Annotated in this window: 15 protein-coding genes; 6 read left to right on the top strand and 9 right to left on the bottom strand. The window is 34.1% G+C overall.

The annotated features are described in order from the left end of the window. Positions 1-213: 213 nt before the first annotated feature. The 4 genes from JOE44_RS07195 to JOE44_RS07210 are packed head-to-tail and all read left to right on the top strand — an operon-like array spanning position 214 to position 2,450. Positions 214-438: a hypothetical protein gene (locus JOE44_RS07195; RefSeq protein ID WP_209784976.1), complete on the top strand. Its 225-nt coding sequence runs from the start codon at positions 214-216 to the stop codon at positions 436-438. 16 nt (positions 439-454) lie between these two features. Next, entirely contained in the window at positions 455-622 is a 168-nt protein-coding gene (locus tag JOE44_RS07200) for a hypothetical protein (protein WP_209784977.1), read from the top strand. A gap of 19 nt (positions 623-641) precedes the next feature. Further along, positions 642-2,156: a MauE/DoxX family redox-associated membrane protein gene (locus JOE44_RS07205; protein ID WP_209784978.1), complete on the top strand. Its 1,515-nt coding sequence runs from the start codon at positions 642-644 to the stop codon at positions 2,154-2,156. A 21-nt stretch (positions 2,157-2,177) separates the two neighbouring features. Further along, positions 2,178-2,450 (top strand): DUF6520 family protein, encoded by a 273-nt coding sequence (locus tag JOE44_RS07210; RefSeq protein WP_209784979.1) that lies wholly within the window; start codon positions 2,178-2,180, stop codon positions 2,448-2,450. 308 nt (positions 2,451-2,758) lie between these two features. On the opposite strand, the gene JOE44_RS07215 is transcribed toward JOE44_RS07210, so the two are convergent. Together JOE44_RS07215 and JOE44_RS07220 are read right to left on the bottom strand one after the other, a co-directional pair. Beyond that, entirely contained in the window at positions 2,759-3,112 is a 354-nt protein-coding gene (locus tag JOE44_RS07215; protein ID WP_209784980.1) for a YegP family protein, read from the bottom strand. Positions 3,113-3,341: 229 nt separating this feature from the next. Next, a complete protein-coding gene (locus JOE44_RS07220; RefSeq protein WP_209784981.1) occupies positions 3,342-4,622 on the bottom strand; it encodes an FISUMP domain-containing protein in 1,281 nt (426 codons plus the stop codon). Between the two features lie 781 nt (positions 4,623-5,403). Between JOE44_RS07220 and JOE44_RS07225 the strand changes: the two genes are divergently transcribed. Next, positions 5,404-5,868 (top strand): hypothetical protein, encoded by a 465-nt coding sequence (locus JOE44_RS07225; protein ID WP_209784982.1) that lies wholly within the window; start codon positions 5,404-5,406, stop codon positions 5,866-5,868. 558 nt (positions 5,869-6,426) lie between these two features. Here JOE44_RS07225 and JOE44_RS07230 read toward each other — a convergent pair. The 3 genes from JOE44_RS07230 to JOE44_RS07240 are packed head-to-tail and all read right to left on the bottom strand — an operon-like array spanning position 6,427 to position 13,404. Then, positions 6,427-8,910, bottom strand: a complete 2,484-nt coding sequence (locus tag JOE44_RS07230) for a prolyl oligopeptidase family serine peptidase (protein WP_209784983.1) — start codon at positions 8,908-8,910, stop codon at positions 6,427-6,429. Positions 8,911-8,943: 33 nt separating this feature from the next. Beyond that, positions 8,944-10,326, bottom strand: coding sequence for a RagB/SusD family nutrient uptake outer membrane protein (locus JOE44_RS07235; RefSeq protein ID WP_209784984.1), 1,383 nt, complete (start codon positions 10,324-10,326; stop codon positions 8,944-8,946). A 24-nt stretch (positions 10,327-10,350) separates the two neighbouring features. Next, positions 10,351-13,404 carry a SusC/RagA family TonB-linked outer membrane protein gene (locus tag JOE44_RS07240; protein WP_209784985.1) on the bottom strand — a complete coding sequence of 1,018 codons (3,054 nt, stop codon included), beginning with the start codon at positions 13,402-13,404 and terminating at the stop codon, positions 10,351-10,353. Between the two features lie 719 nt (positions 13,405-14,123). On the opposite strand from JOE44_RS07240, the gene JOE44_RS07245 reads away from it, so the two are divergent. After that, complete coding sequence (locus JOE44_RS07245; protein WP_209784986.1) at positions 14,124-14,378, top strand: helix-turn-helix transcriptional regulator; 255 nt, start codon at positions 14,124-14,126, stop codon at positions 14,376-14,378. A gap of 238 nt (positions 14,379-14,616) precedes the next feature. Here JOE44_RS07245 and JOE44_RS07250 read toward each other — a convergent pair whose 3' ends face one another. The 4 genes from JOE44_RS07250 to JOE44_RS07265 all read right to left on the bottom strand — a co-directional run bounded on the left by JOE44_RS07250 (position 14,617) and on the right by JOE44_RS07265 (position 21,214). After that, positions 14,617-16,104, bottom strand: a complete 1,488-nt coding sequence (locus JOE44_RS07250; protein WP_209784987.1) for a DNA/RNA helicase domain-containing protein — start codon at positions 16,102-16,104, stop codon at positions 14,617-14,619. Positions 16,105-16,192: 88 nt separating this feature from the next. Next, positions 16,193-18,409, bottom strand: coding sequence for a UvrD-helicase domain-containing protein (locus tag JOE44_RS07255; protein ID WP_209784988.1), 2,217 nt, complete (start codon positions 18,407-18,409; stop codon positions 16,193-16,195). Next, a complete protein-coding gene (locus JOE44_RS07260) occupies positions 18,396-20,279 on the bottom strand; it encodes an AAA family ATPase (protein ID WP_209784989.1) in 1,884 nt (627 codons plus the stop codon). The genes JOE44_RS07255 and JOE44_RS07260 overlap by 14 nt, the downstream gene beginning before the upstream one ends. Positions 20,280-20,389: 110 nt before the next feature. Next, positions 20,390-21,214, bottom strand: coding sequence for a hypothetical protein (locus tag JOE44_RS07265; protein ID WP_209784990.1), 825 nt, complete (start codon positions 21,212-21,214; stop codon positions 20,390-20,392). Positions 21,215-21,352: the final 138 nt, after the last annotated feature.

Below are 21,352 nucleotides of genomic sequence, written 5' to 3' on the forward strand. Positions count from 1 at the left end.
CAGGGAAATGTACTAAAACCAAAGACACTGTTTTCAAAACACTGAATATTAATCAATTATAAGCATTTTAGTAAATGTCTCAATTTTTAAATTGAGACGTATCAATTTAAAAATTGCCCCGAATAACGGTTTTTTTTCACCAATCAGCCCAATAACTTTGACCTTAGAATTCTAATTCAATCCGGCCGGGATAACCCAATTAAAATTATTACCATGAAAAAGTTTATCCCAATTTTAAGTCTTATGATAGGATCAGTTTGTTTGCAAAACTGCATCCATCGCGAGGAAGATATTGATACTCATAGTACACCAAATTATGAGATTAAAGTAAAACTGATGAGGCGGGATTCTGCTAAAATACCAGAGCAGGTAAATAACCCCGAAAAGGATCCTCCTGTACGGGATGGAGACAACTGGCGTCCTTATCAAAATAATTAAACCTTACAAATAATCCATGATTCCTCATACCACCATACCAGTTTTCACCGGCTTACCATGTCCTGCAAGTGGCATCTGGGAAAGTATGGGGAATTTCAAAACTACTGTGACCTTGTTAAAAGGAGATATAATGCCTGAATATTGCGGCCTGAAAACCTATTGGAAATTATTGATTCCTGGTTAAAACTCATAAAAAATAAACCATGAGAAAATTACAAATTATCGCAGCTGAAGTAATATCATATTTCTTTATACTCCTCTTCTGTTACGCAGCCATCAGCAAAATAGCGGATTTCGAAAAATTCACGCTACAAATCTCACAATCTCCTATACTAAATGCTTTTACAAATTCTGTTTCTTATGGGATCCTTGCGATTGAACTTGTCGTCAGTATACTGTTGATTTTTGAACGGACAAGACTCATTGGCCTCTACGGCTCTTTCATACTGATGGTTTTATTCAGCATATACATTTATATTATCCTTCATTACAGCGAATCCATTCCTTGCTCTTGTGGTGGTATTCTTGAAAAAATGGATTGGCATACACATTTCATTTTTAACATTATTGCGACATGCGTAGCAGCCATAGCTATTATTTGGATCACAAGACCAAGCAGAAAATATATATTGATGACAATATTCCTGCTGTTCATTTTTTCACTGCTGAGTGCACTTGTACTTTTTTTACTCTATGAAAAGTCTGAATATATGATCCAGAAAGAAAATAATTTTACCCGTCGGTTTTGGCAGCATCCGGTTGATATGGATAAACACTTCACGCTGACATCTGATTCTTATTATTTTGCAGGAAAAACAAAAGATTCGCTTTATCTGGGAAATATAGAGCAGCCATTTGATTTATATAGCTTAGATACATCCTTTAAGAAAATAAAAGAATACCAGATCATTCCTGACCAGTATGATTTTCTGTTCAGGAGTTCAAAACTGCAGATACATACACCTTACTATTATCTTTATGATGGCACAGTTCCCATAATCTATAAAGGAGAGATAGGAAAACATTCCGCAAAAACCTTAAGTTACAAACAGACCTTCTTTACCCAGCTTCAGGCTACGGATAACAATGAATTCGTGGTGCTCACCTATTCGAAACAAAAAGATATTCAATCTTTAGCATTATTACTTCCTCATTATAACGAGTATGCTATTGTTAAACCTGAACTCCTTGAAAAAATACAAGATGGGATTTTTGATACTGATGGTAAACTATTGTATGATCCGGACTATAAGACAGTTATTTATGTCTATACTTACAAAAATCAGTTTATTGTTCTTGATACTAGCTTGGGATCTAAGAAAACCTATAAAACTATTGATGACATAAGTGCTCCGGATATTGAAGTCATAAAGCTTCCTGATGGAAGTAAAAAGATGAAAAATCCTTCCATTATCGTTAATAAAAATGCATTTGTGTATAAAGGTATTCTGTTTATAGAATCTCCACGCAAAGGAAAATTTGAAAACAAAGCCTCTCAAAATAGCTCATTAATCATTGATATGTATGCTACTGCACGGCAACAGTACTTGGGAAGCTTTTACATTCCCAAAAAAACAGGGAACCCAAAAACAGAATTCTTAATTACGGACAATACACTTTTTGCAATTATAGGAAATGAACTGATAAGATACCGTTTTGCGCAAAACATCATTCAACATTTCATTTCAGGGGAAGCCGAAAACCTGAACAAAGAGTAGGCAAAAAACAATTTTAACGTCATGAAAAGAATGAGAAAAATCGCACTGCCTTTTGCAGTATTTGTCTTAGGCATTGGAAGTGCGTACGCTACAACAGCGGAAAAAGAAACAGCAAAAACCATTGAATTCGGATACCGCTTTAATCCATTAGCGCCACCAGGTATGAAGTGTAATGTGACCACAACCCCCTGCAGTACCATACCATCTGGTGACATATGTACTTACATGGAAGGTTCACAAGAACATAACCTTTTTAAAGAAGGTTGTTTAAGTGTATTATTTAGAGTTCCATAACTAGAAGATGAAGGATGCTAAAAAGCATCCTTCATTTGTTTAATAGAATAATGTTGTCATCTTTAAAAGGATTCCCACACATCTAAAGTCATATTATCACTAACCCCATGTCACCTCTTTTTTTACTAAGGCAATAGTTAACAAAAAATAAAATAAGGAGTATACAATTGACAGTTGTTCCGTTAACGAATTTTAAATCGCAGCAGTAAAGTAGCTTTTTATAATATTAAAAGGTTGAAAATTGTTTTTCAAATGTTCAACATTTACTTATTTAATAATGAACATAGGCAAGTGAGTTAGCCAATTGACTAATCTTTGTTCTTTTTATCATCAATAGAATCATCAATAATTTCAGCTTCCACTGCACTGATTTTTACAGACTGGATCCCGTGTTCCATAGAGGACGAGGAACTGTACAGCTGACTTTGTCCGATCACCTTCCCATTGGCAGACTTTAAACAAAAATAGTTTTTGCCATTGGATGCTATTCTACGCTCATACATCTTGTCAACTTTAGAATGAATCTTGACCGATTCTATTCCCTTACGGCAAGAGGATTTTTGCAGATACCCTTCACTGGTCAGGATAATCTCTCCATTAACTGTCTTAAGATTGAACTGGTATTCTTTGTTGACTCTTCGGGTAATAATAAATTTTGCCATAATTTCAATATTTTATGTGTTTAGAAATGATCTGCATAGATCTTGGTATACAGCAGTATTATAACCAGAAAAAATCCGTATCCATTCACTTAGTGTTTATGGTGTAATTACTTTAGTAAGAAGTACTGCAAATTTCTCTACTGCACGGAATTCTAATAACCTGATTATAGTTATTAAAAAATGTGTTATAATACATTAATTCTATTTGAAAATCTGTATTAAATAGCAACTACTCTGAGATACAACGTATAGAGTATCCCATAGTACGGAATCCGAAATTCGAGCCAGAAACATTAGTCGAAAATAACGTAAAGTAGATTGAGTATACGGTAGAATCTTGGGATTCCGAACTGGACCAATAGACGCCTCTATTAGCACGTTCTTCCAATACTCCTGCGGAGTAGTTGCGTTGACCTGCAACAGGAAAAGTCAATGTACTGCCGTTATTCACAAACTTCTTGGCCACACTAAAATTAGTAGCACTACCTGGACTGGCAACAAATGTTCCTATATTACTAACAGTACTAGCGGCATTAAATCCACTCAGTTCATTTCCAGTAGGTACCCTGAAACCAGCAGGACATGGATCATTGGCTGTCTTGACAGGCGCTGCTTCCGTACCGCTGTTCCAGGCCTTATTAGCAGCATTAGTAGTATTCCATCCCGAAATAGCAGCTTCGCTCGTATACGCTGTAGCGGCAGCATTTTTCTTTCCCCATTGATAATAACTTCCCATAATAGCTTGAGTAGGAATATCAGGATCCATAGTTGGATCTGCACCCAAGTTTCGGGTCATCATCTGTCGGGTCTCTCCGTTAATAATAACGGGAACCACATCAGCGAAGTTCGTGTTTGGTTGGACCATTATGTTAAAACCACAGCTTTCTCCACCTAAATTAATATTGAAAGTAGCAGTACCAGCAGCAGCAGGAGTTCCCACAATATTGAAAATTAAATTACCACTGCCATTATTAAGCGTTCCGGAAGCAAGAACAGCATTAATTCCTGTCACACCAACAGATGGAACAATTTGTTCTGAATAAACACCTCCATTACCTCCGTTATACGGGACAGTTACACTAACACCGGAAGCAGGACTTGTTGCTTCCAAAACGCCTATATGTGTAGCTGCAGAACAGAGAAGTTGCGTTAATGCCGGTGTACTCGCTCCACTGGATAATATTTTTATCCAACGGTTACTTCCCGCATCAAAGTAGTAGAATCCAGGAGCATCCATACCCTCTACCTGACCTGTACGATTGTTAGAATCAGGAGCTGCAGTTACAAACACTAAGGTAGCATGCTGAGCAGAAGCGTATACAGCTGCTGTCTCTGCAGCTTTTAGTTGGTTACCAGTCAGACGAGGGATAAGAAGCCCTTCAGAAGTGCTTCCGTCTGTTGTTTTGCTTGCTATATCGACGGTAGATTTGGGAGTTAAGTTATTGACTCCCATCTGTCCATAGGATAACACACCCATCAGAACAATTGGTAATAAATACATTTTTTTCATTGTGATAATATTTTATTGATAATATTTTATAAAATATGTACAGGAAAACCTGACTTTTATCTTCAGCTATTTACACCTCATGCTCATTACCACTGTCGGTTAGCAACCTATCTTCCAATTCTCTTCCAAGTGATCTTTAATCTACATTTTTAATTCACTGTCATCAACCTTTAATTAAATAGTCGTAAATAAATAATAATACAAATTTAACATCTCCTTAGTAAATAAACACCTGACAATACAGTCACATTATCACTATAAGAATGTAGTTTTTTATCTATATCAATTAGGATAGCTAACATATTGGATTGAGATAATAAAAGCAACACCATAGGTGGTAAAAAAACATTTAAACATAACAAATGTATATAAATCATGGATCAAGGCTGTTAATCAGCATCTTGCAGTTGTTTATAGAGTAATGAAACTTTTATGTTTAATTTGACTCTTGTTAATTCAAATATTTTGACAAATCGGTAATATCTGGTATTTGTTAATAGCATAGTTTTTAATTCACTAGTGATAAAACTACAATACATTAGTAATAAGACGACTTATATTAGGCGGGATTTAAAAAATATCTTCTTTAAATTTGATTAGATTTTTTAAGAATACTCTATATATCATACAAATAAAGCCACAGGTATTCAGCCTAAGTTTTACATTTCATGATTAGGTATGGCGATACCTGGTCAGATCTTATTAAGCTGACCGGTAAAGATTGGCAGACATATTTGAGCTACTTGACTAAATCTTTCAATAACCAATAAAAACCAAACCTATGAAAGAAAAAAGCATGAAAAAACTATTATTGATAGGCTTTGTGGTCTTTTGTGTCAATTTAAGTATTGCACAAACAACAACAACAAAATCCCCTGAAACAAAAAAGGAAACAACATCTAGTGTTAAACTGAAAAAAGATGGCACACCAGATAAACGCTATACCTCTTCCAAAGGCTCAACAACTATTTCTGACAATGTAACTGCCATCCCAAATACAAGACTAAAAAAAGATGGTACAACTGATAAACGTTACAGTACAGCAAAAGAAAAAACAGTGGCCATATACCCACAAACTCAAACTATTAACAGACCCACTGTTTCAAACACAAACACTGCAAAGAGTTATACACCTACCGTAGACCGAACTTTAAAAGGTCCTAATGGTGAAGAAATATTGACAGGCCCTAGAGGTGGTAAATATTATATCAATAAAAACGGAAACAAAACCTATATAAAAAGATAGTAATAAAAATTCAATTGTCTGACTAGCAAGGCCTCTGGTATTTTATCAGAGGTCTTGTTATTTTTCTCATAAACATATAGAAATAATGCCATGATATTATTTGCATAAAGCCCGAAAGAAATAAAGGATCACTTGGATTACTCTTAATATTGCCATCTCATTTCTTTATTCACCCATAGAATACCTTTATAATCCAGAAAAAATATCCAAACCTGAACCGACTGTCATATTATTAAAAGTAGCTCTTACGAAGAAATCAACGTTTAAAATATGATGTTTTTACATAATTAAGATCCTTTGATTTCAAAACTTCCTCCGCAAAGAGACAAAAATATTTGCCTTTTAAAATGATATAGATATTATAATCAGGTTTAGTTGACTGTGAAAATAAAAATCCTCGGAAATTCCGAGGATTAAACTAATTACTATGATACCCCAATTTAACTTGAGAATCTGTATTAAATTTAATCAAAACAGATTTACTATCAAACGGCATACATCAGTTGTTGATTTTATAAGTTCATTTGCTCTTTAGTTATGAAGACATTTATGATTATGCTAATCAGCATCCCTTTTCATCTGTTTTTTAATCCATAGAATACTTTTATAATCTTGAAGAAAATATCCGAACCACTCAAGCATCTTAATACTGAGATCTTTGCGGGTATTCTCTTTGGTTAATGTGTGTAGTTCATCCTGATAGAAAAGAGCAATGACGTTTTTTTTATGCTTACGGAGTGCATTATAAAATGACCGGGTTTGTTCCGGGTTCACATTCTTATCTGCTGTGCCTGTCCATAATAACACAGGAGCATTAACCTGATGAGCATAATACAGCGGATTATTATCCATATACTTCTGTTTATTGCTTACAAAATCTCCGAACCTGAACTGCCCGTCTTCGTATCTCCAGTAATCGGCAGAAAAATGATTATAATTAAATGCAAAAGAGGTATTGATTACATCTGAAATGGATGCCCCTGAGATATAAGCAGCAAAACGGTCCGATTGAGAAGCAATAAAATTGGTCTCATACCCGCCAAAAGACTGTCCTACAAGACCTACCCTTTTCATATCCGCCTGTTGTATTGTTGCAAGTTGGTCGAGGGCATTGTTCACACAATGAAATGCTGAGTATCCTGGTCCTTTATCTCCCGGACTGATATCCGGGAGTAAGACCATATACCCTGATTCAAGAAAGAGTCTTTCATTAAAACCTCTGGAGTTTTTAAAAGTAGGATAAAGATATTTATTGGCATTCTGACTTTGCATTTCGTATATAGAAAGAATTACCGGATATTTTTTATCTTCCTTAAAATCGGGAGGAAAATACAGAATAGCACTCAAATTTTCATTGTTAGGACCTTTATAATATAGACGTTTCATGGTGAGTGTTTTAGTAGAAGCTAGTTCTTGAGATGCATAGAGGATGAATGCTTTTTCTCCTTCCTTTTTAATGATTATTTCAGAAGACTTGTTATAGTTTTCCCTGATCCAGGTATAAGACTTTGAAACCTGATTGTAGGAGACCTCAGTAATTCTGTCTTCTGTATTACAAGTAATGTTGGAAGACTGCCTGTTTTTCCAGCTGGCTACAGAAGATCTGGTAGAACCGTTTTCAGTGATCTTTAACAGAAGTTCTTTAGTAAGATTCACAGCAGGGCTCATAATGCTATATCCCAAGTCTGACGTTTGCTTTTCAGCATTAAGAATTTCAACATTACCAACAAAAGTATTTTTTCCGGACTCTGTAAGATTCCTTAGATTCTGAATCCATATTTCATTACCCATCACCCAAAGAACTTCGTCAGATGAACAGTAGTATGGTGTTGAAGACTCAGGAATGTCAATTTCTTTTCTCTGATTCGTCTTGGTACTGTATGAGAACCATCTTCTATCTTTTTTGTATAGCAACCATCTTCCTGAAGGACTTAGGTTAATTCCCTGAGAGATCTCATCTAAAAAGAGGTGACTTTTAATTTCAGGGTTATAAATAAAGAACCGCTCCGGATAGTCCTTTCCTTTCTTATCATAAGCATCTACCAACGTAGAATCTCTTTCTTTTGTCAGAAATAATCCTGATCTTCCTAAAGCAGTCATTTTACTAAAACGTTTGCTATCAGAAGATACTATTCTGTTTTCTAATGGATACCACAGAACATACCTATGGAAAGGCTTTTCATGGAAGTGCTGCTCAAGATCATAATCCTTTCCATACCAGATATCCACCATCCCCTTTTCTTTTTTCTTCAGGTGGCTCAGCCGCAGATAAACAGCATTGACATCTGCGGAAGGATATTGGCTCACATCATCAAAGTACTCATCTCCATCTGTTGAGAGTTCTATCAGGTGTGCACCTTCATTCACATAGTACGTTTTCAAACCATTGGGTTTCTGTAAGATTAAGGTATACCCTTTATATTCTAAACCAGACTCATAAATTCTGTACAGCTCAGCGGTACCTGACCAGATTAATTTAAGGTTACTGTCATTATAACGATATAATTCGTTATTTTCATTCTTTTTTATTAATAGTATCAGTTCGTTTTTAAGTGCAAATACCCTTTCTACATCAGATATGGTGTTAATCAGTTTTGAATCGTGATTATAGATTTTTAAAGCCTTCCTGAACTTTTCATTATGAAGTATCCAGAACAAATCCTGAGCTTCATGATATCCGAATTCTTTAACATGGTTATAAATCGTTTCTTTGTTTGTTCCCAGAGTTCTGTAAATGAGGTTGCTTCCTTTTTTCATGAGGAGGCCGTCATCCCCAACCTGCTTCCATGCTCCTACTCCTTCTTCTGTAAAGAGTGATTCAGGATGATAACTGTCAGCGATTTTCAATTGATGAGGTTTTATTTCATACGATGACTGCCATACTTTCCATCTGCCATTTCGCGAAGTGGAAAGAAAACGAATTTCTTCAGAATGCCCCGTTGCCTCATCAAGTTTCTCAAGATTAACCTGCGCGGGTAACTGCTGAGCAATAAACATCAGAATTAAAATTATGATCTGTACTATTTTATCAATTATCTTCATAGCCTTCTTCTTTTATAAATGATAGCCTGATTTCTAATATCCATGATTCTGAGGGTTAAGATTCGAATTAAGAAGCATTTCCTGCTGAGGCAAAGGCCATCTCTCATAATGAGATTTCCAGTTAGGTTTTACTGTAATCAGTTCACCTAGCATTCCCCATCTTTTCAGGTCGAAAAAGCGGATGCCGTGCTCGCTGAAAAACTCCTTTCTTTTTTCACCCATCAATTCATTCATTGCTGTAGGCTGGCTGAGAGTCTGCGGCAAAGGATCAAGACCTGCTCTTACTCTTGTTTTATTGAGGTGAGGAATCGCTTCCACTACCCTGTTCTGATGGATCAGTGTTTCCGCATACATCAAATACACTTCTTCCAGCCTGTAGATCACAGAGTATTCAGTAGAATTACTGCCTTGAAGATTCTTATACTTAACTGATTTATAATTAACCTGCCCTTGTGCTGTTTCTTTGGAGATATATGCCTGTTTTCTCAGATCGGAACTGACGAAACTGTTCACAAGGTCAGTATTAAGCATATAGGTAGTGGGAATTCCTGAGAAGTTATAGAGTGAAGCTTCTTTGGTAGCATCTCCTTCGTTTTTAGGCTTTAACTGCCAGATAATGTGGCTTCCGTTTTTTTGAAATACTTTGGTAATATCATTCTGGAATGAATAATCAGAAGACTGCATAACAGCACCTAATAATACTTCTGCTTGTGGCCATTTGCCAAGAAGCATCTTGACCTTGGCCAGAAGGATATACCCGGAAGCCTTATTGGGATAAATCCTTTCTGTACTCCGGTACGCAGAAGGCAGCAGTCCAACCGTCTCTGAAAGATCTTTCTCCAAACGGTTCAGCATATCATTTTCTGAAAGTTTAGAAAGTTTACTGTTAACCTTATAGTCGGTGGTGCCAGCAAATGGGATATCACCGTAGATTTGATAAAGGTAGAAATACAGGAGGGATCTTATGAAAAGAGCCTCTCCTGTAATACGGTTCTTCACAATCTGTGACAGTGATTTTGAATTCTTTACTCCCTCCAAAATGCTGTTAGCAGCATAGATATGCTGGTAGGCATTGGTCCAGACATTTAAAACCATAAGGTTGGTAGGGATCTGCTGATTATAATACAGATCAACAATACCATTGCTTCCAGCAGAAATTACCGTAGCGATATCATCTGTATATAGTCCTAAAAGGAGTCCCATACCGTCCTGTCCTCCTGATATCAGGGAATTGTTCCAAAGGTTAGCATACAGTCCAGCCAAAGCGGCTTCAGCAGTCTGTTCGTCTTCAAAGACCAGTTCCGTAGGAAGCTGATTGGTAGGAAAATCAGTTTCTATCCATTTTTCACAGGATATGGCAGTTAATGATAAAAGTGAAAGTACTGCTCTTATAAGTTGTTTGATTGAATTTTTCATGTTGAGATGGTTTAAGGTTGAATATTAAAAAGTAAGCTGAAATCCTACAGAATAGGTCTTTAACGGAGGAAGGTACCCTACGCTTATAAACTCGGGATCAATCCCGAAATAACGCGTAATAGTTAACAAGTTCTGCCCCTGAAAATAGATCATAGCCTCACGGATTCCAAGATTTTTTACCGGAATGCTATAGCTCAGCTGTATGTTTTTAAGGCGTATAAATGAGGTATCTCCTACTGCTGCAGTTGAGTTCTGGAAATAAGAATGCAGGGTATTTTTCTGGGCATTGGTACCAGTGGTGTACTGCATATAGCTTCCTGAAGGATTAGAAAGTGACCATGCATCCAGCACTTCCAAAGGCTGATTGTTCATTGATCCCGGAATAATCATGCTTCTGTTATAGTTCCAGTTCCTCTGCTTAACAAACTGGAACAGGAAGGAAGCTGACCATCCTTTATAACGGAAGCTGTTACTCCACCCACCAAAGAGCTGTGCTCCTACTTTTTCAATGACTTGATTGTCATCAGGTGAGGAAATCTTTCCGTCATTATTAAAATCTTTAAAACGGTATAAACCCGTTGCAGGGTCTACCCCTTCAAATTGGTACACTTTAATCAAGGACATGGGATAGCCAACCATGTACTGGCTGGCATAGGTCGAGCCTTCCAGATTCGGAAATTCTAAAAGTTTGTTTCTGGGTATGGAAAGATTAAATGAAGTCTCATATTTAAATTGAGTCGATTTGAAAGGCCGTGCAGAGACTTCAAATTCCCAGCCTGTATTCTGAACCTTGGCATTAAGGTTAGACTGAATACTTGGAAAACCTGTTGTAGCAGGAAGAGGGAGTCCTACCAGCTGATTAGAAGAGGTATTTTGATAAAAGGCAGCCGAAACGTTTAATCTGTTTTTAAGTACTCCCAATTCCAGTGCAGCCTCCCTCTTTATGGTTTTCTCCCAACTAAAATCAGAATTGTACAGTCGGGATGGTGAAAGACCGACAGTACCGTTGTATATCCCTGTTGTTACACTATAGGTATTCAGATACTGGTAGTCCCCTATCTTGTCATTTCCAGTAATACCAATACTTCCTCTTAATTTGGCAAAACTCAGCCATGACATCTTTTTCACCCAAGGTTCATTAGAGATAATCCAGGCAGCGCCTACAGCTCCGAAGTTTCCGAACCTATTATCCGGTCCGAAGCGGCTCGAACCGTCACGCCTTCCGGTTAGGTTAATAATATATCTTTTCTTATACTGATAGTTCAGTCGGGTAAAAGCAGCTGTATAATAATACTGGCTTCGGATCTGGTCCGAAACTATTTTAGTGGCAGCCGCCCCTACATTACGGATGAGTGTATTGCTTTCAAAACCAAGTCCCTGTATTGAGCCCTGTCTTGTTTCAGATTGCTGTAATGTAGTACCGATCAGTATATCAAAACGATGGTCTTTCCATTCGAAATCCGCTGAGATCTGAGGCTCCAACAGATAGGAGAAAACGGTCTGATTGTTTTGAGAAGAACTGGAATACGCACTGGTTAGTCCAAAAGCAGGATTGTAGATCGTATGAGGCTTAAGGCTCTGTTCTTCAAAATCCTGATAAGTAATTCCTCCATTGAGTTTCAAAGAAAGAAAAGGAAACAGCCTGTAGGAAAAATTCGTTCCGTTATTGATCATAACAGTAGAATTTAAATACTCACTGTTAAGCAGCGCAAGAGGATTGTTGAATGTACTGTTTTCCCAGTTAAGATTTCCTGAGCTGTCATACAATGCTGGAACATTTGGACTAAGCTGCAGACCTTTCTTAGTCAGATCATCATTCTGAACATTATTCTTCTGGAAGGAAAAGGTATTGTTCATATTCACTTCAATACGCTTATCAGGGCTTCGGAAAGTAAAGTTTCCAGTAAGTGTATTGGTTTTATACCTGAAATCAGCTGGAAATACCGTAGTCTGCTCCTGATACCCATAGCTGAGTAGGTAGGACAAATTCTCAGAACCTCCACTTAAAGAAAGCTGCACCGAATAAGCATCGGCGGTATTACCGATAATAGTTTTTTGCCAGTCTGTATACCGGGCCCCATCCCATGTTGTAAGATCATAAGCTGAAGCAGGAATATTGGTTATCCCGTCATTCTGATAAGCCTGTTGGCGCATACTTAAATACTGCTCTGTATTCATCATCTTTAACCGGTTAGCTACCTTACTTAAAGAATAGGAAGTATTAAGCTTTAGCTCAGTTTTTCCTTTCTTTCCTTTTTTGGTAGTAACAAGGATCACTCCGTTAGCTCCTCGGGAACCGTAGATAGCAGTAGCATCAGCATCTTTTAAGACTTCAAAACTTTCTATATCATCAGGATTAATAGCATTGAGGGGACTCATGGAAGACCACGGCAGTATAGTGGCGGCAAACAGGGATGAAGTTTCAGAGCTCAGAGGTATCCCATCTACAATGTAAAGTGGTTCATTTCCTTCACGGCGGATACTATTTTTACCGCGGATCTGGATGTCAAAGCCTCCTCCCGGAACTCCTGAATTCTGGGTGATGCTTACTCCTGCCATTCTTCCCTGTGCTGCAGACAGCACATTAGTGACAGGCTGGTTTTCTATATCTTTTGCTGAAACTTTGACAATACTCCCCGTTCTCTCTTTATCCCGGACTTTATAATACCCTGCGTTAAGCAGAATCTCCCCAATCCCCGTTACAGCAGGTCCAATGGTATCAGAAGGTTTATTAAGCCCACCGGACCTATCCCCAAGAACTACATTCACCAGTCCCGGTTCCCCATTGTTCCTCCCTCTAACATCTCCAACTTCCATTCTCTTTAGCGGATATCCCTCATACCTGAATACCAGCACCGGACTCTTTCCCGACACCCTAATCTGATATCTCCCCGAATCTCCCGTTAAAACGATTTGATCTTTTCCTTCTTGAAATACTGAAACCCCGCGTAAAGCACCGGATTTCCCTGTGACGGTACCTGAAATCTCACGTACCTGTCCTATTGCTGAGCAAGACACCAGCAATGCTAACCCAAAAGCCATCTGAACATGACCCGGGCTGCAAAAGTTTTTTTTCATACTTTTGAATAAGTTTAATTTAATTAAGCACCCAGCTCTTTCCTACCAAGCGGTCAACTTATAGGGAAAGGGCTTTTCTTTTTATCTTTCTATGGCTATTGTACCTTACATTTCTGTAATTTCTTACTCTGTCATTTTCTACTACCTGTTACATTCTATCCACTACTCATTACCTCCAACACTTACCCATCTTCATAAAGATGGAACCGGGACAAAGTCCAGCCGAGGACACGACAAAACCTACTGCCCCAGTCCATCAAAAAAATCAATTAATATGAAATATGAATAAAATTTGTGTTCCCATGAAAGCCCTAAAGCCGCAATAGGTTGTACATTCCTATTGTAAAGTATCAGTATACCTCTATTTTGTAAAGCGGCTTAGAATTTAAAAAGATAATTGTAGAAAAGCAGAACTACATAAAATAAAAAACGGCATGAGACTCTACATATCTACTATTGAGGCACTGGTATACCTTACATACAGATAAGAGAGCCCACGCCTAGGTCGTGAGCTTCCTGCTTATCGTCTCGTATGTTTAAAAATTACCAGTTTTTCAATAGTGAGATTCTAAGCAATAGCTTCTAATGTTTCGTTGAAGTATCGCAAAGTTACATATTATATAACTTATACTACAAATATACTAAATTATTTCCAATTTGGGGATATATCCCCAAAAGAAATTTTAGAAAAGTCAGGATTTTAGCATCAAATCATTAAAATGAATATTACTGAAGGTTTTCTGATTGAAATTGGAAGAAAAATTTCTGAACTTAGAGATAGAAATAAACAGACGTTAGATGATATTGAATTTCTAACAGGGATTGATTCTAGTGACATTAACAAATATGAACTAGGTAAAATAAACCTAACTATGAAAACGCTTATAAAACTATCAATTGCCTTAAGAGTAAAGCCTAAAGATTTGCTTGATTTTAAATTTGATCTTGAAAAATATAACAATGAAAAATCCTGACAATGTCAGGAACTTTTTATTTAAAATCGAGATGAAAAAACATTCATAACTAAAACATATTTAGTGTATAAAATATTTTATATGCAGTTATTACTTCGAAAATAGTAACTTTTAACAGGAAGATAATATTCTTATACTGTTGTCCTATCACGTGTAATAGCTATTGTATTCACTTAGAACAAATCACAATCAAGGCCTATAAGCTATTTAGTAAAATAACATTTCTAGTTAGTTTGAACTATTTTTTTTGAATATTTAAAATTTGTAAGCATCTACCCATTACCTCAATATTGCTAATTATTACCACTTTTACTTTATTTCTTGCTCTTGTTATGTTTTGATATAGCATCAATCCGGGATTATAATAACATTTCTTTGTGTATACTAAAGAGTCATTCCGATATTTAAAATCTTGATCTACAACAACTATTACCTTATCAAATTCTTGGCCTATTATACTATGAGTTTTTGTTGAAATATGTGGATTATGATAATCCTCATATTGATGTGTACCATATAATGAAGGCGTATAGTTAATCAATGTCCAATCTCCAACGATATCACTAGACATAAATGCTTTAGCTTCTTCCATATTATTTAGGTATACTAGTTCTACAGATTCATATAGATATTGTTCAATAATTCTGGATCTATCAAATAACGATTTTATAAAGGCAGTAATCTCCTTGTTAGTTCTAACTTTAGATGTTAAGGTGTATACTTTGGGGGAAGTATTAATATTAATGAGATCTGGTATTTTATTCAATTTTTCTTCAGACTGAAGAACCTGTTTTTCATCGTATGAAAAAATTATAGTAACATTATGTTTCTTTGCGTGATCAATTATTAATTTCAACTGATTTTTTCTTATTCGCTGGGTTTCATCTATGATGATAATCTCATTTTGTTCACTATCTATTTGGGAAAAATGCTTAATAGAAATAATGTTCCAATTATAATCATCAGTAAGTTTGACTTGTCCTTCATTTAGATTTGCACAGTGTATTATAACTATATTCTTTTTCCTAGTAAAATATTCTGCTAAATCATATATTAATAAAGTTTTACCAGATCCTGGTTGACCTTTGACAACAATAAATTGTTTGTTACTTATTTCTATATCTTTAATTATTTCTTTCTTAAATTGGTCTTGTTCTCCAGTTAAGAAATATTCTTTATTAATAAATTTTTCAGTTGAATTAAATGGAGAAACTAAGAAATCGGAAGGGTTAAAAATCTTTGATAAATTAATATCAGTATCTACAAATTGTCGATTTAACAATGTTATTATTTTTGAAACTTCATATAAATGTAGTTCGTCATCGTCACCTAGCTTATAAAATTTATTTTCGCTTGAAATATATGTAAATAGATAAAGCTTCAGATTTAAAAATTTGAAATAGTATTTATTTTTAATTAGCTGACTTTTAATCTTATCAAGCGTACTTTCAGATTTTAATTCAATGTTTATAATTGATCGAATTCCAAAACGTAGTAAATCGAATTCTTTACCAATTTGAGGAATTACAAAGCCAAATGAAAAGTACTCAAAGGCTCTATATCTTGCAGTTCGTGGGGCTAATAAAGCTTCAATACATTTCATCAAGTCTGAAAGTTCATTAGTTTTGATATTGATAGAATGAAATTTTAGATAATCTACAAATGTAGTTTTGTCGAAATCCGAATTAGCACGGTATAAACTGTATAAATTAGTTTTTTGTAACATTTTAATATTAAGTTTAGCTTTTTGAAAATGAGTTTAGAAGATCTTAGACCGCGTTGTATGAAACTCTTATATTCTACTACTATTTAAATTAATTATTTACTAAATTTTCAATTACTTTCCAAATTCCTCCATTTTCAATTTTTAAAGTTTCAATATGTTCCTCAATATTTTCCTTTAGAACTGCGAAACATAACAAATGTGTTGGTCTTGAAAATCCGACATACATCATTTTTATAGCTTGAATTGAGTACGAATTATGTCTTTCTCTATGTATATTATGCTCCAATCCTTTAAGAATATCAATAATCTTTTTCTTTTCTGTCTCATAATTGTGAAAATATGATTCTACATACATTGTCGCACAATGGGTTTGGCCTTTAACAGCATGAACAGAAGATAGATTTATTGGATATTCATTGGTTTCAGTTTGTTGTCTTTCATTGGTTTCTTCGAATTCAAAAAGAAAATCTTTATAAATAAATTCCCGAGAATATAAAATAGACGAAGGAGTATAATTTTGCTCATTTTTCCAATTTAATCCAATGAATGCAACGCCTTCAATGTAATCTCGAATCTCAGTATATATTTCATCATAATTTTTTTTAGAAACCAGTTCGAAACACCATTTAAAAAGCTTTTGATTAAAAGTATCATAAAACTCTTCCCCTTGATTTCTAACAAATTTTATAAGTTCTCTTTTAGTATAAGATTTATCATTTACATTTTTAATGTTTTCTAAATCTAAAATTTTAATTAAAGCATTTAAGATTGACTTTCTAATTGCTTCTAAAGTCTGTTTTTCTTTATCAAATAGAAATAAATGTTTCCTTAAACAATCAAAATCCTCTTTTTTTTGTTTTGATTCTTTAGAAAAATTAGGAAATAATTTCTTTAAAGATAAAACATCATTATTTTCTTTTTCGGTCGTCCACGAAATAATATGGAATCCTTTTTCCAAATTTTTCAAATTTGAATGCAAATTATTTTCCTCAATAATTTCTTTGAATTTAGTTTTCAACGTTTCACCATCTGTGTCACGATTAATTAAAATAAGGTGGGGTGGAATTTCTGAATGACTAAACTGGCCGATTACGCTATAATTTGTTGGTCTTTCAAGAACAAGTTTATCTACAATACTCGATATTTTAGGACTTAATCTCTTTGAATTTTGAATACTTAAATCAATGTAATTTTCCGGGTTAGTTTCTTGGCGAGTTCTCCAATCACAATTTTCTCTTATCCTATTTCCAGAATTATATATTGATTGGTTTTTATCTCCAATTCTCTGAATGATTGTTTGAGATACATCATTAATAAATATCTCATCAATTATTTTTATCTGAAAATCCTCTAAATCTTGCATCTCATCAATAAAGACAAATTTGAATCTTTTCTGGAGAATATTTTTTATTTCAGAATGTTTTTCTATAAAAGCACCTGCTAAGTCAAAAGAGTCATAAAATAAAAATGAGCCATTATTTTTTAACTCATCATATATATCTTTAAGCTCCTTACCAGCGTCTGTTGTGAATTTCAACTTATGAGAAAATCTGTTTGACGTAAAACATAAACTTTCCTCTTCATATTTTATACTTTTAATTACATCTATAAAATTTTCATCTTTTTCAGCTTCTTTTTTTAATGAAGAATTGAAATCGAACAGTACTTTTTTTTCAGAATAAGAAAGATCACAATTTTTAATTAAATTATAATTGAAAATAAATTCATTTTTTTTATTGATTATTTTAATAGCTTTAATTCTACTTATAAAATCTTGGATATCTCCCCCTAGTTTATCTGATAAATAAGTTGTCTCCAACTTATTGAATTTTGATTTTATAATATTTAGTATGTACCAATAAGCTTTTCCTTTTTTTGACTTCAGTCTATTTAAAATAATATTGAAGATTAAATCATCATCATTCTTCTTAATATAAGTTCCATATTTTTCGAAACAAGCTTGGTTAGCTAAAAATCTATTTATAAAGCTTTGAACTGTCCCAATAAAGTTTGGATATTCGAAAAGCTTAGGACAATAACTTTTTAATTTTTTTTTGATTTCTTCTATTGCATGATTAGTATGTGATAAAACTAGTACACCTGAACCATCTTCAAATGGCATATTTTGGGCAATACAATAAAGCTTTGCTAATAATGCAGTCGTTTTCCCACTTCCTGGAACAGCAAGTAAATCACAAGTTTCCAAGTTTCTAATAAAATCTTTTCTTTCATTTCTTTCATCATCAAAATTTTCTCCATTTAAAAGAATTGCTTCGGCTTGTTCTATATATCTATCTATTTCCATATTCACAAACATGTTTTATCGCATCTTTAATATAGAATATTGTGTCCTCATCTGCAATTTCTAATAATTCTTTTTTCTTTATCTCATTAGAAAGTAAATATGCGAGTTCTGTTTTATGGATACTTTTACTTAACAATAGTTTAGCAAGCGATATCTCATATTCTTCATCAGAATCACAAGCTGAAAATGTATCGGAATGAATTTTTTTAACTACTTCTTTAAAATTCTCAGTAATTGCATTTGATTTTAATAAACACCATTCCAAAGTCCATTGATTTGAAACAAAAACTTTAATTTCGTTATTATTATCTATTAATGTAGATGATTTTGCGTTTCTTTTTTGTTCGTAATCTGTTATTGTTTGCTTTATAAAGTCATATTCATAGCCACTTCTTTGTTTAATATAATTTCCTTCTCCATCCTTTTTTATTTCTCGCACATATTCTTGCTCATCTAAATCAGTGATAATAGAAATAGGAATTTTCATATTCTTATTGTCAATACGTAAAAATATTTTTGCAAAATGAAGAAACGCTGTTGAAGCAACATTAATAATTGAGATCTCACTTTTTGTCAAATCGTAACCAATTTTTTTTGCAATTTCAGATAATAAAATTTCCTCAGACCATCCTTCAACTAAGATAATTCCTTTTGCAAAAAATAGACTTGATTTGGTTACATCTAAAAATCTTTCGAGATATTCGTAACTATTTTTAAATTTACCCGTCTTTATTTCATCTCCAAGTATAGTGAAATCTTGTCCCATCGGAAATACGTCATTATTTTTACAAATTATCAAGGATTTTAAATGGACTTTAGAAGCAATATTTGGACTGTGTGTTGTAAGAATAAACTGTGTTTTATTTTCTTCACTTTCTTTTTTTAGTTTCTCAATGATTTTCATTTGAGCTTGGGGATGAAGATGCGCTTCCAATTCTTCAACAATGCACAACTTTAGTCCATTCCAATTTCTTCGCAAATGAAGTAATTCAGTAGCCATAAAAATTCTATTTAATGTCCCCAATCCTAAATAATTTTTACCTTCGATTCCAAGAGAAATTCTTTCAAGTATTTGTTTTATGTCTGTTCCTGACACATCAAATTTTGAAGAGTAATCTTTTTCAATGAATTCTTTTAAAAATTCGTCAATAATATCTTTAATTTGACTTTTGCTACTGATATCGCCATCATTGTCTTTAAAGTAGTCCTCTACACTTTTATTAGCAACTTTAAATGTTTGAACTAAAGGATGTTCATCCTTTACATTTTTAAATAATTTATGGTCACTTAGGATTTTTGTCAACCTAGAATTCTTTTTTGCTAACAACTCATTTTCAGCATCTCTTAACGGTTTCAAATATGTACATTTTAAATACTCTCTAGCTTCTGCATTCAAGATGTGACCAATCCCATCCATTCCCGCTCGTATGTCTGAAGGAATTATATTATTGTTTTTCCTTTCTACATCATATATTAAAATAAGTTTTGGTCTTTTGACAGTTTGTTCAGTAACATTTCCATCCTCACCGGCTATTTTTATTGTTTCATCTTCCCAACCAAGCCACTCAATAAAATTTCTTGCCTCATCATCCGTGATTCCTTTGAAATGTATTTCAATTCTCAAACGTTGAGAGATCTTATTTTCAGAATTGATGTGAAAATCTTTGTCTTCTGCTCTTATCCATTCATAAGCGTGAGCTTTAAGAACAACTTTTATTGCGTCAATAATGGCACTTTTACCAGAATCATTCTCTCCGATTAGTAAATTCAGCCCTTGATTAAAAGAAAGGTTTAAATGAGGTTTATCCAATTCAAAATTTTCAGAACCATATTTTCTGAAATTCCATAGTCTGAGTTTAGATATATACATGGTTTAGTTTTATTGTGAATTTAAAAAAAATAATTCATGTCAATAGAAGGATTACTAAAAAGCTAAACATGTTGTTAAATTTTCAACATTAAAGCTATCTCAAAACTCCATTAATCCATTAAGTTATTGAAACGATCTAAATCTTCCTGATCCAGCCAATGCTTATCTGTAATTGTAACCGCTCTTTTTGATCCATCCATATAAATAATATTTACCGATACTAATTTCAATGTTTGGACAATATCAGTAAGCCATACACTATCAAAAGACCATGACCCTGAAGCTAAACTTTCAATAGGACCTATTCCTTTTCTGCTCATGTTAATTCCGACTCTGTCTTTTACAGCATTTTTACCATAAAAATTGAAAGTAACATATTTAATTGTTTTTTTGCTGAAGTTTAATATTTTAAACTCCGCCCCTGTAAAGGAATAGCCCTCTGTAGGAAATGCTGAAATGATGGCAATCCCGTTTTTCTCTTTACTGAAAATCCTGTCGTAAACCTCGTTTTTCAGTTTGTGCATATAAACCTCCGAGTATCTTTTTGACCAAGAGTCAAGACTATCTTTTTCAACAGCAGTAAGACTATTGATTTTAGCTTTTACATCGGCTAATTGTTTTTGTTCGCCCTTCATTACATAAAAAACATTTTCATTTTCCGAATTATCTTCCATGTAGTACTTCTTCCCATCAAAATAGAAACCTATCATATCTTTTGTACCTGAATACCCTTTACACTCAGCAATATCTGTTACAAAAAGCATATCCTGGGGCTGATATTTTTTATCATAATCTCCTGTTCGATAACAAGATGTACTAAATGAAGAATAAATGAGGGAGCTTTTACTACGTAAGACCGTGATAGAATCTTTACTAAGCTGACAGGAACAAAGATGTGCAAAAAAGATTACACTCAGAAACAATAGTTTTTTCATGATTAAAGTTTCCCCAAATATAAGAAAAAAACGACATGAGATTTTACGGGTATCCTCAACTCTCATACAGATAGGCATATTATAACTTCCCATAAATCCAGCAAAAAATACCACATTTTAAATATTGTATCTTTAATC

This window comes from Chryseobacterium sp. PvR013, from assembly GCF_017833095.1.
GTDB classification, from domain to species: domain Bacteria; phylum Bacteroidota; class Bacteroidia; order Flavobacteriales; family Weeksellaceae; genus Chryseobacterium; species Chryseobacterium culicis_A.

Excerpts from the sequence above, each read along its gene's own strand:
- JOE44_RS07195 (WP_209784976.1), top strand. The coding sequence starts at position 214 with ATGAAAAAGTTTATCCCAATTTTAAGTCTTATGATAGGATCAGTTTGT.
- JOE44_RS07200 (WP_209784977.1), top strand. The coding sequence starts at position 455 with ATGATTCCTCATACCACCATACCAGTTTTCACCGGCTTACCATGTCCT.
- JOE44_RS07205 (WP_209784978.1), top strand. The coding sequence starts at position 642 with ATGAGAAAATTACAAATTATCGCAGCTGAAGTAATATCATATTTCTTT.
- JOE44_RS07210 (WP_209784979.1), top strand. The coding sequence starts at position 2,178 with ATGAAAAGAATGAGAAAAATCGCACTGCCTTTTGCAGTATTTGTCTTA.
- JOE44_RS07215 (WP_209784980.1), bottom strand. The coding sequence starts at position 3,112 with ATGGCAAAATTTATTATTACCCGAAGAGTCAACAAAGAATACCAGTTC.
- JOE44_RS07220 (WP_209784981.1), bottom strand. The coding sequence starts at position 4,622 with ATGAAAAAAATGTATTTATTACCAATTGTTCTGATGGGTGTGTTATCC.
- JOE44_RS07225 (WP_209784982.1), top strand. The coding sequence starts at position 5,404 with ATGAAAGAAAAAAGCATGAAAAAACTATTATTGATAGGCTTTGTGGTC.
- JOE44_RS07230 (WP_209784983.1), bottom strand. The coding sequence starts at position 8,910 with ATGAAGATAATTGATAAAATAGTACAGATCATAATTTTAATTCTGATG.
- JOE44_RS07235 (WP_209784984.1), bottom strand. The coding sequence starts at position 10,326 with ATGAAAAATTCAATCAAACAACTTATAAGAGCAGTACTTTCACTTTTA.
- JOE44_RS07240 (WP_209784985.1), bottom strand. The coding sequence starts at position 13,404 with ATGAAAAAAAACTTTTGCAGCCCGGGTCATGTTCAGATGGCTTTTGGG.
- JOE44_RS07245 (WP_209784986.1), top strand. The coding sequence starts at position 14,124 with ATGAATATTACTGAAGGTTTTCTGATTGAAATTGGAAGAAAAATTTCT.
- JOE44_RS07250 (WP_209784987.1), bottom strand. The coding sequence starts at position 16,104 with ATGTTACAAAAAACTAATTTATACAGTTTATACCGTGCTAATTCGGAT.
- JOE44_RS07255 (WP_209784988.1), bottom strand. The coding sequence starts at position 18,409 with ATGGAAATAGATAGATATATAGAACAAGCCGAAGCAATTCTTTTAAAT.
- JOE44_RS07260 (WP_209784989.1), bottom strand. The coding sequence starts at position 20,279 with ATGTATATATCTAAACTCAGACTATGGAATTTCAGAAAATATGGTTCT.
- JOE44_RS07265 (WP_209784990.1), bottom strand. The coding sequence starts at position 21,214 with ATGAAAAAACTATTGTTTCTGAGTGTAATCTTTTTTGCACATCTTTGT.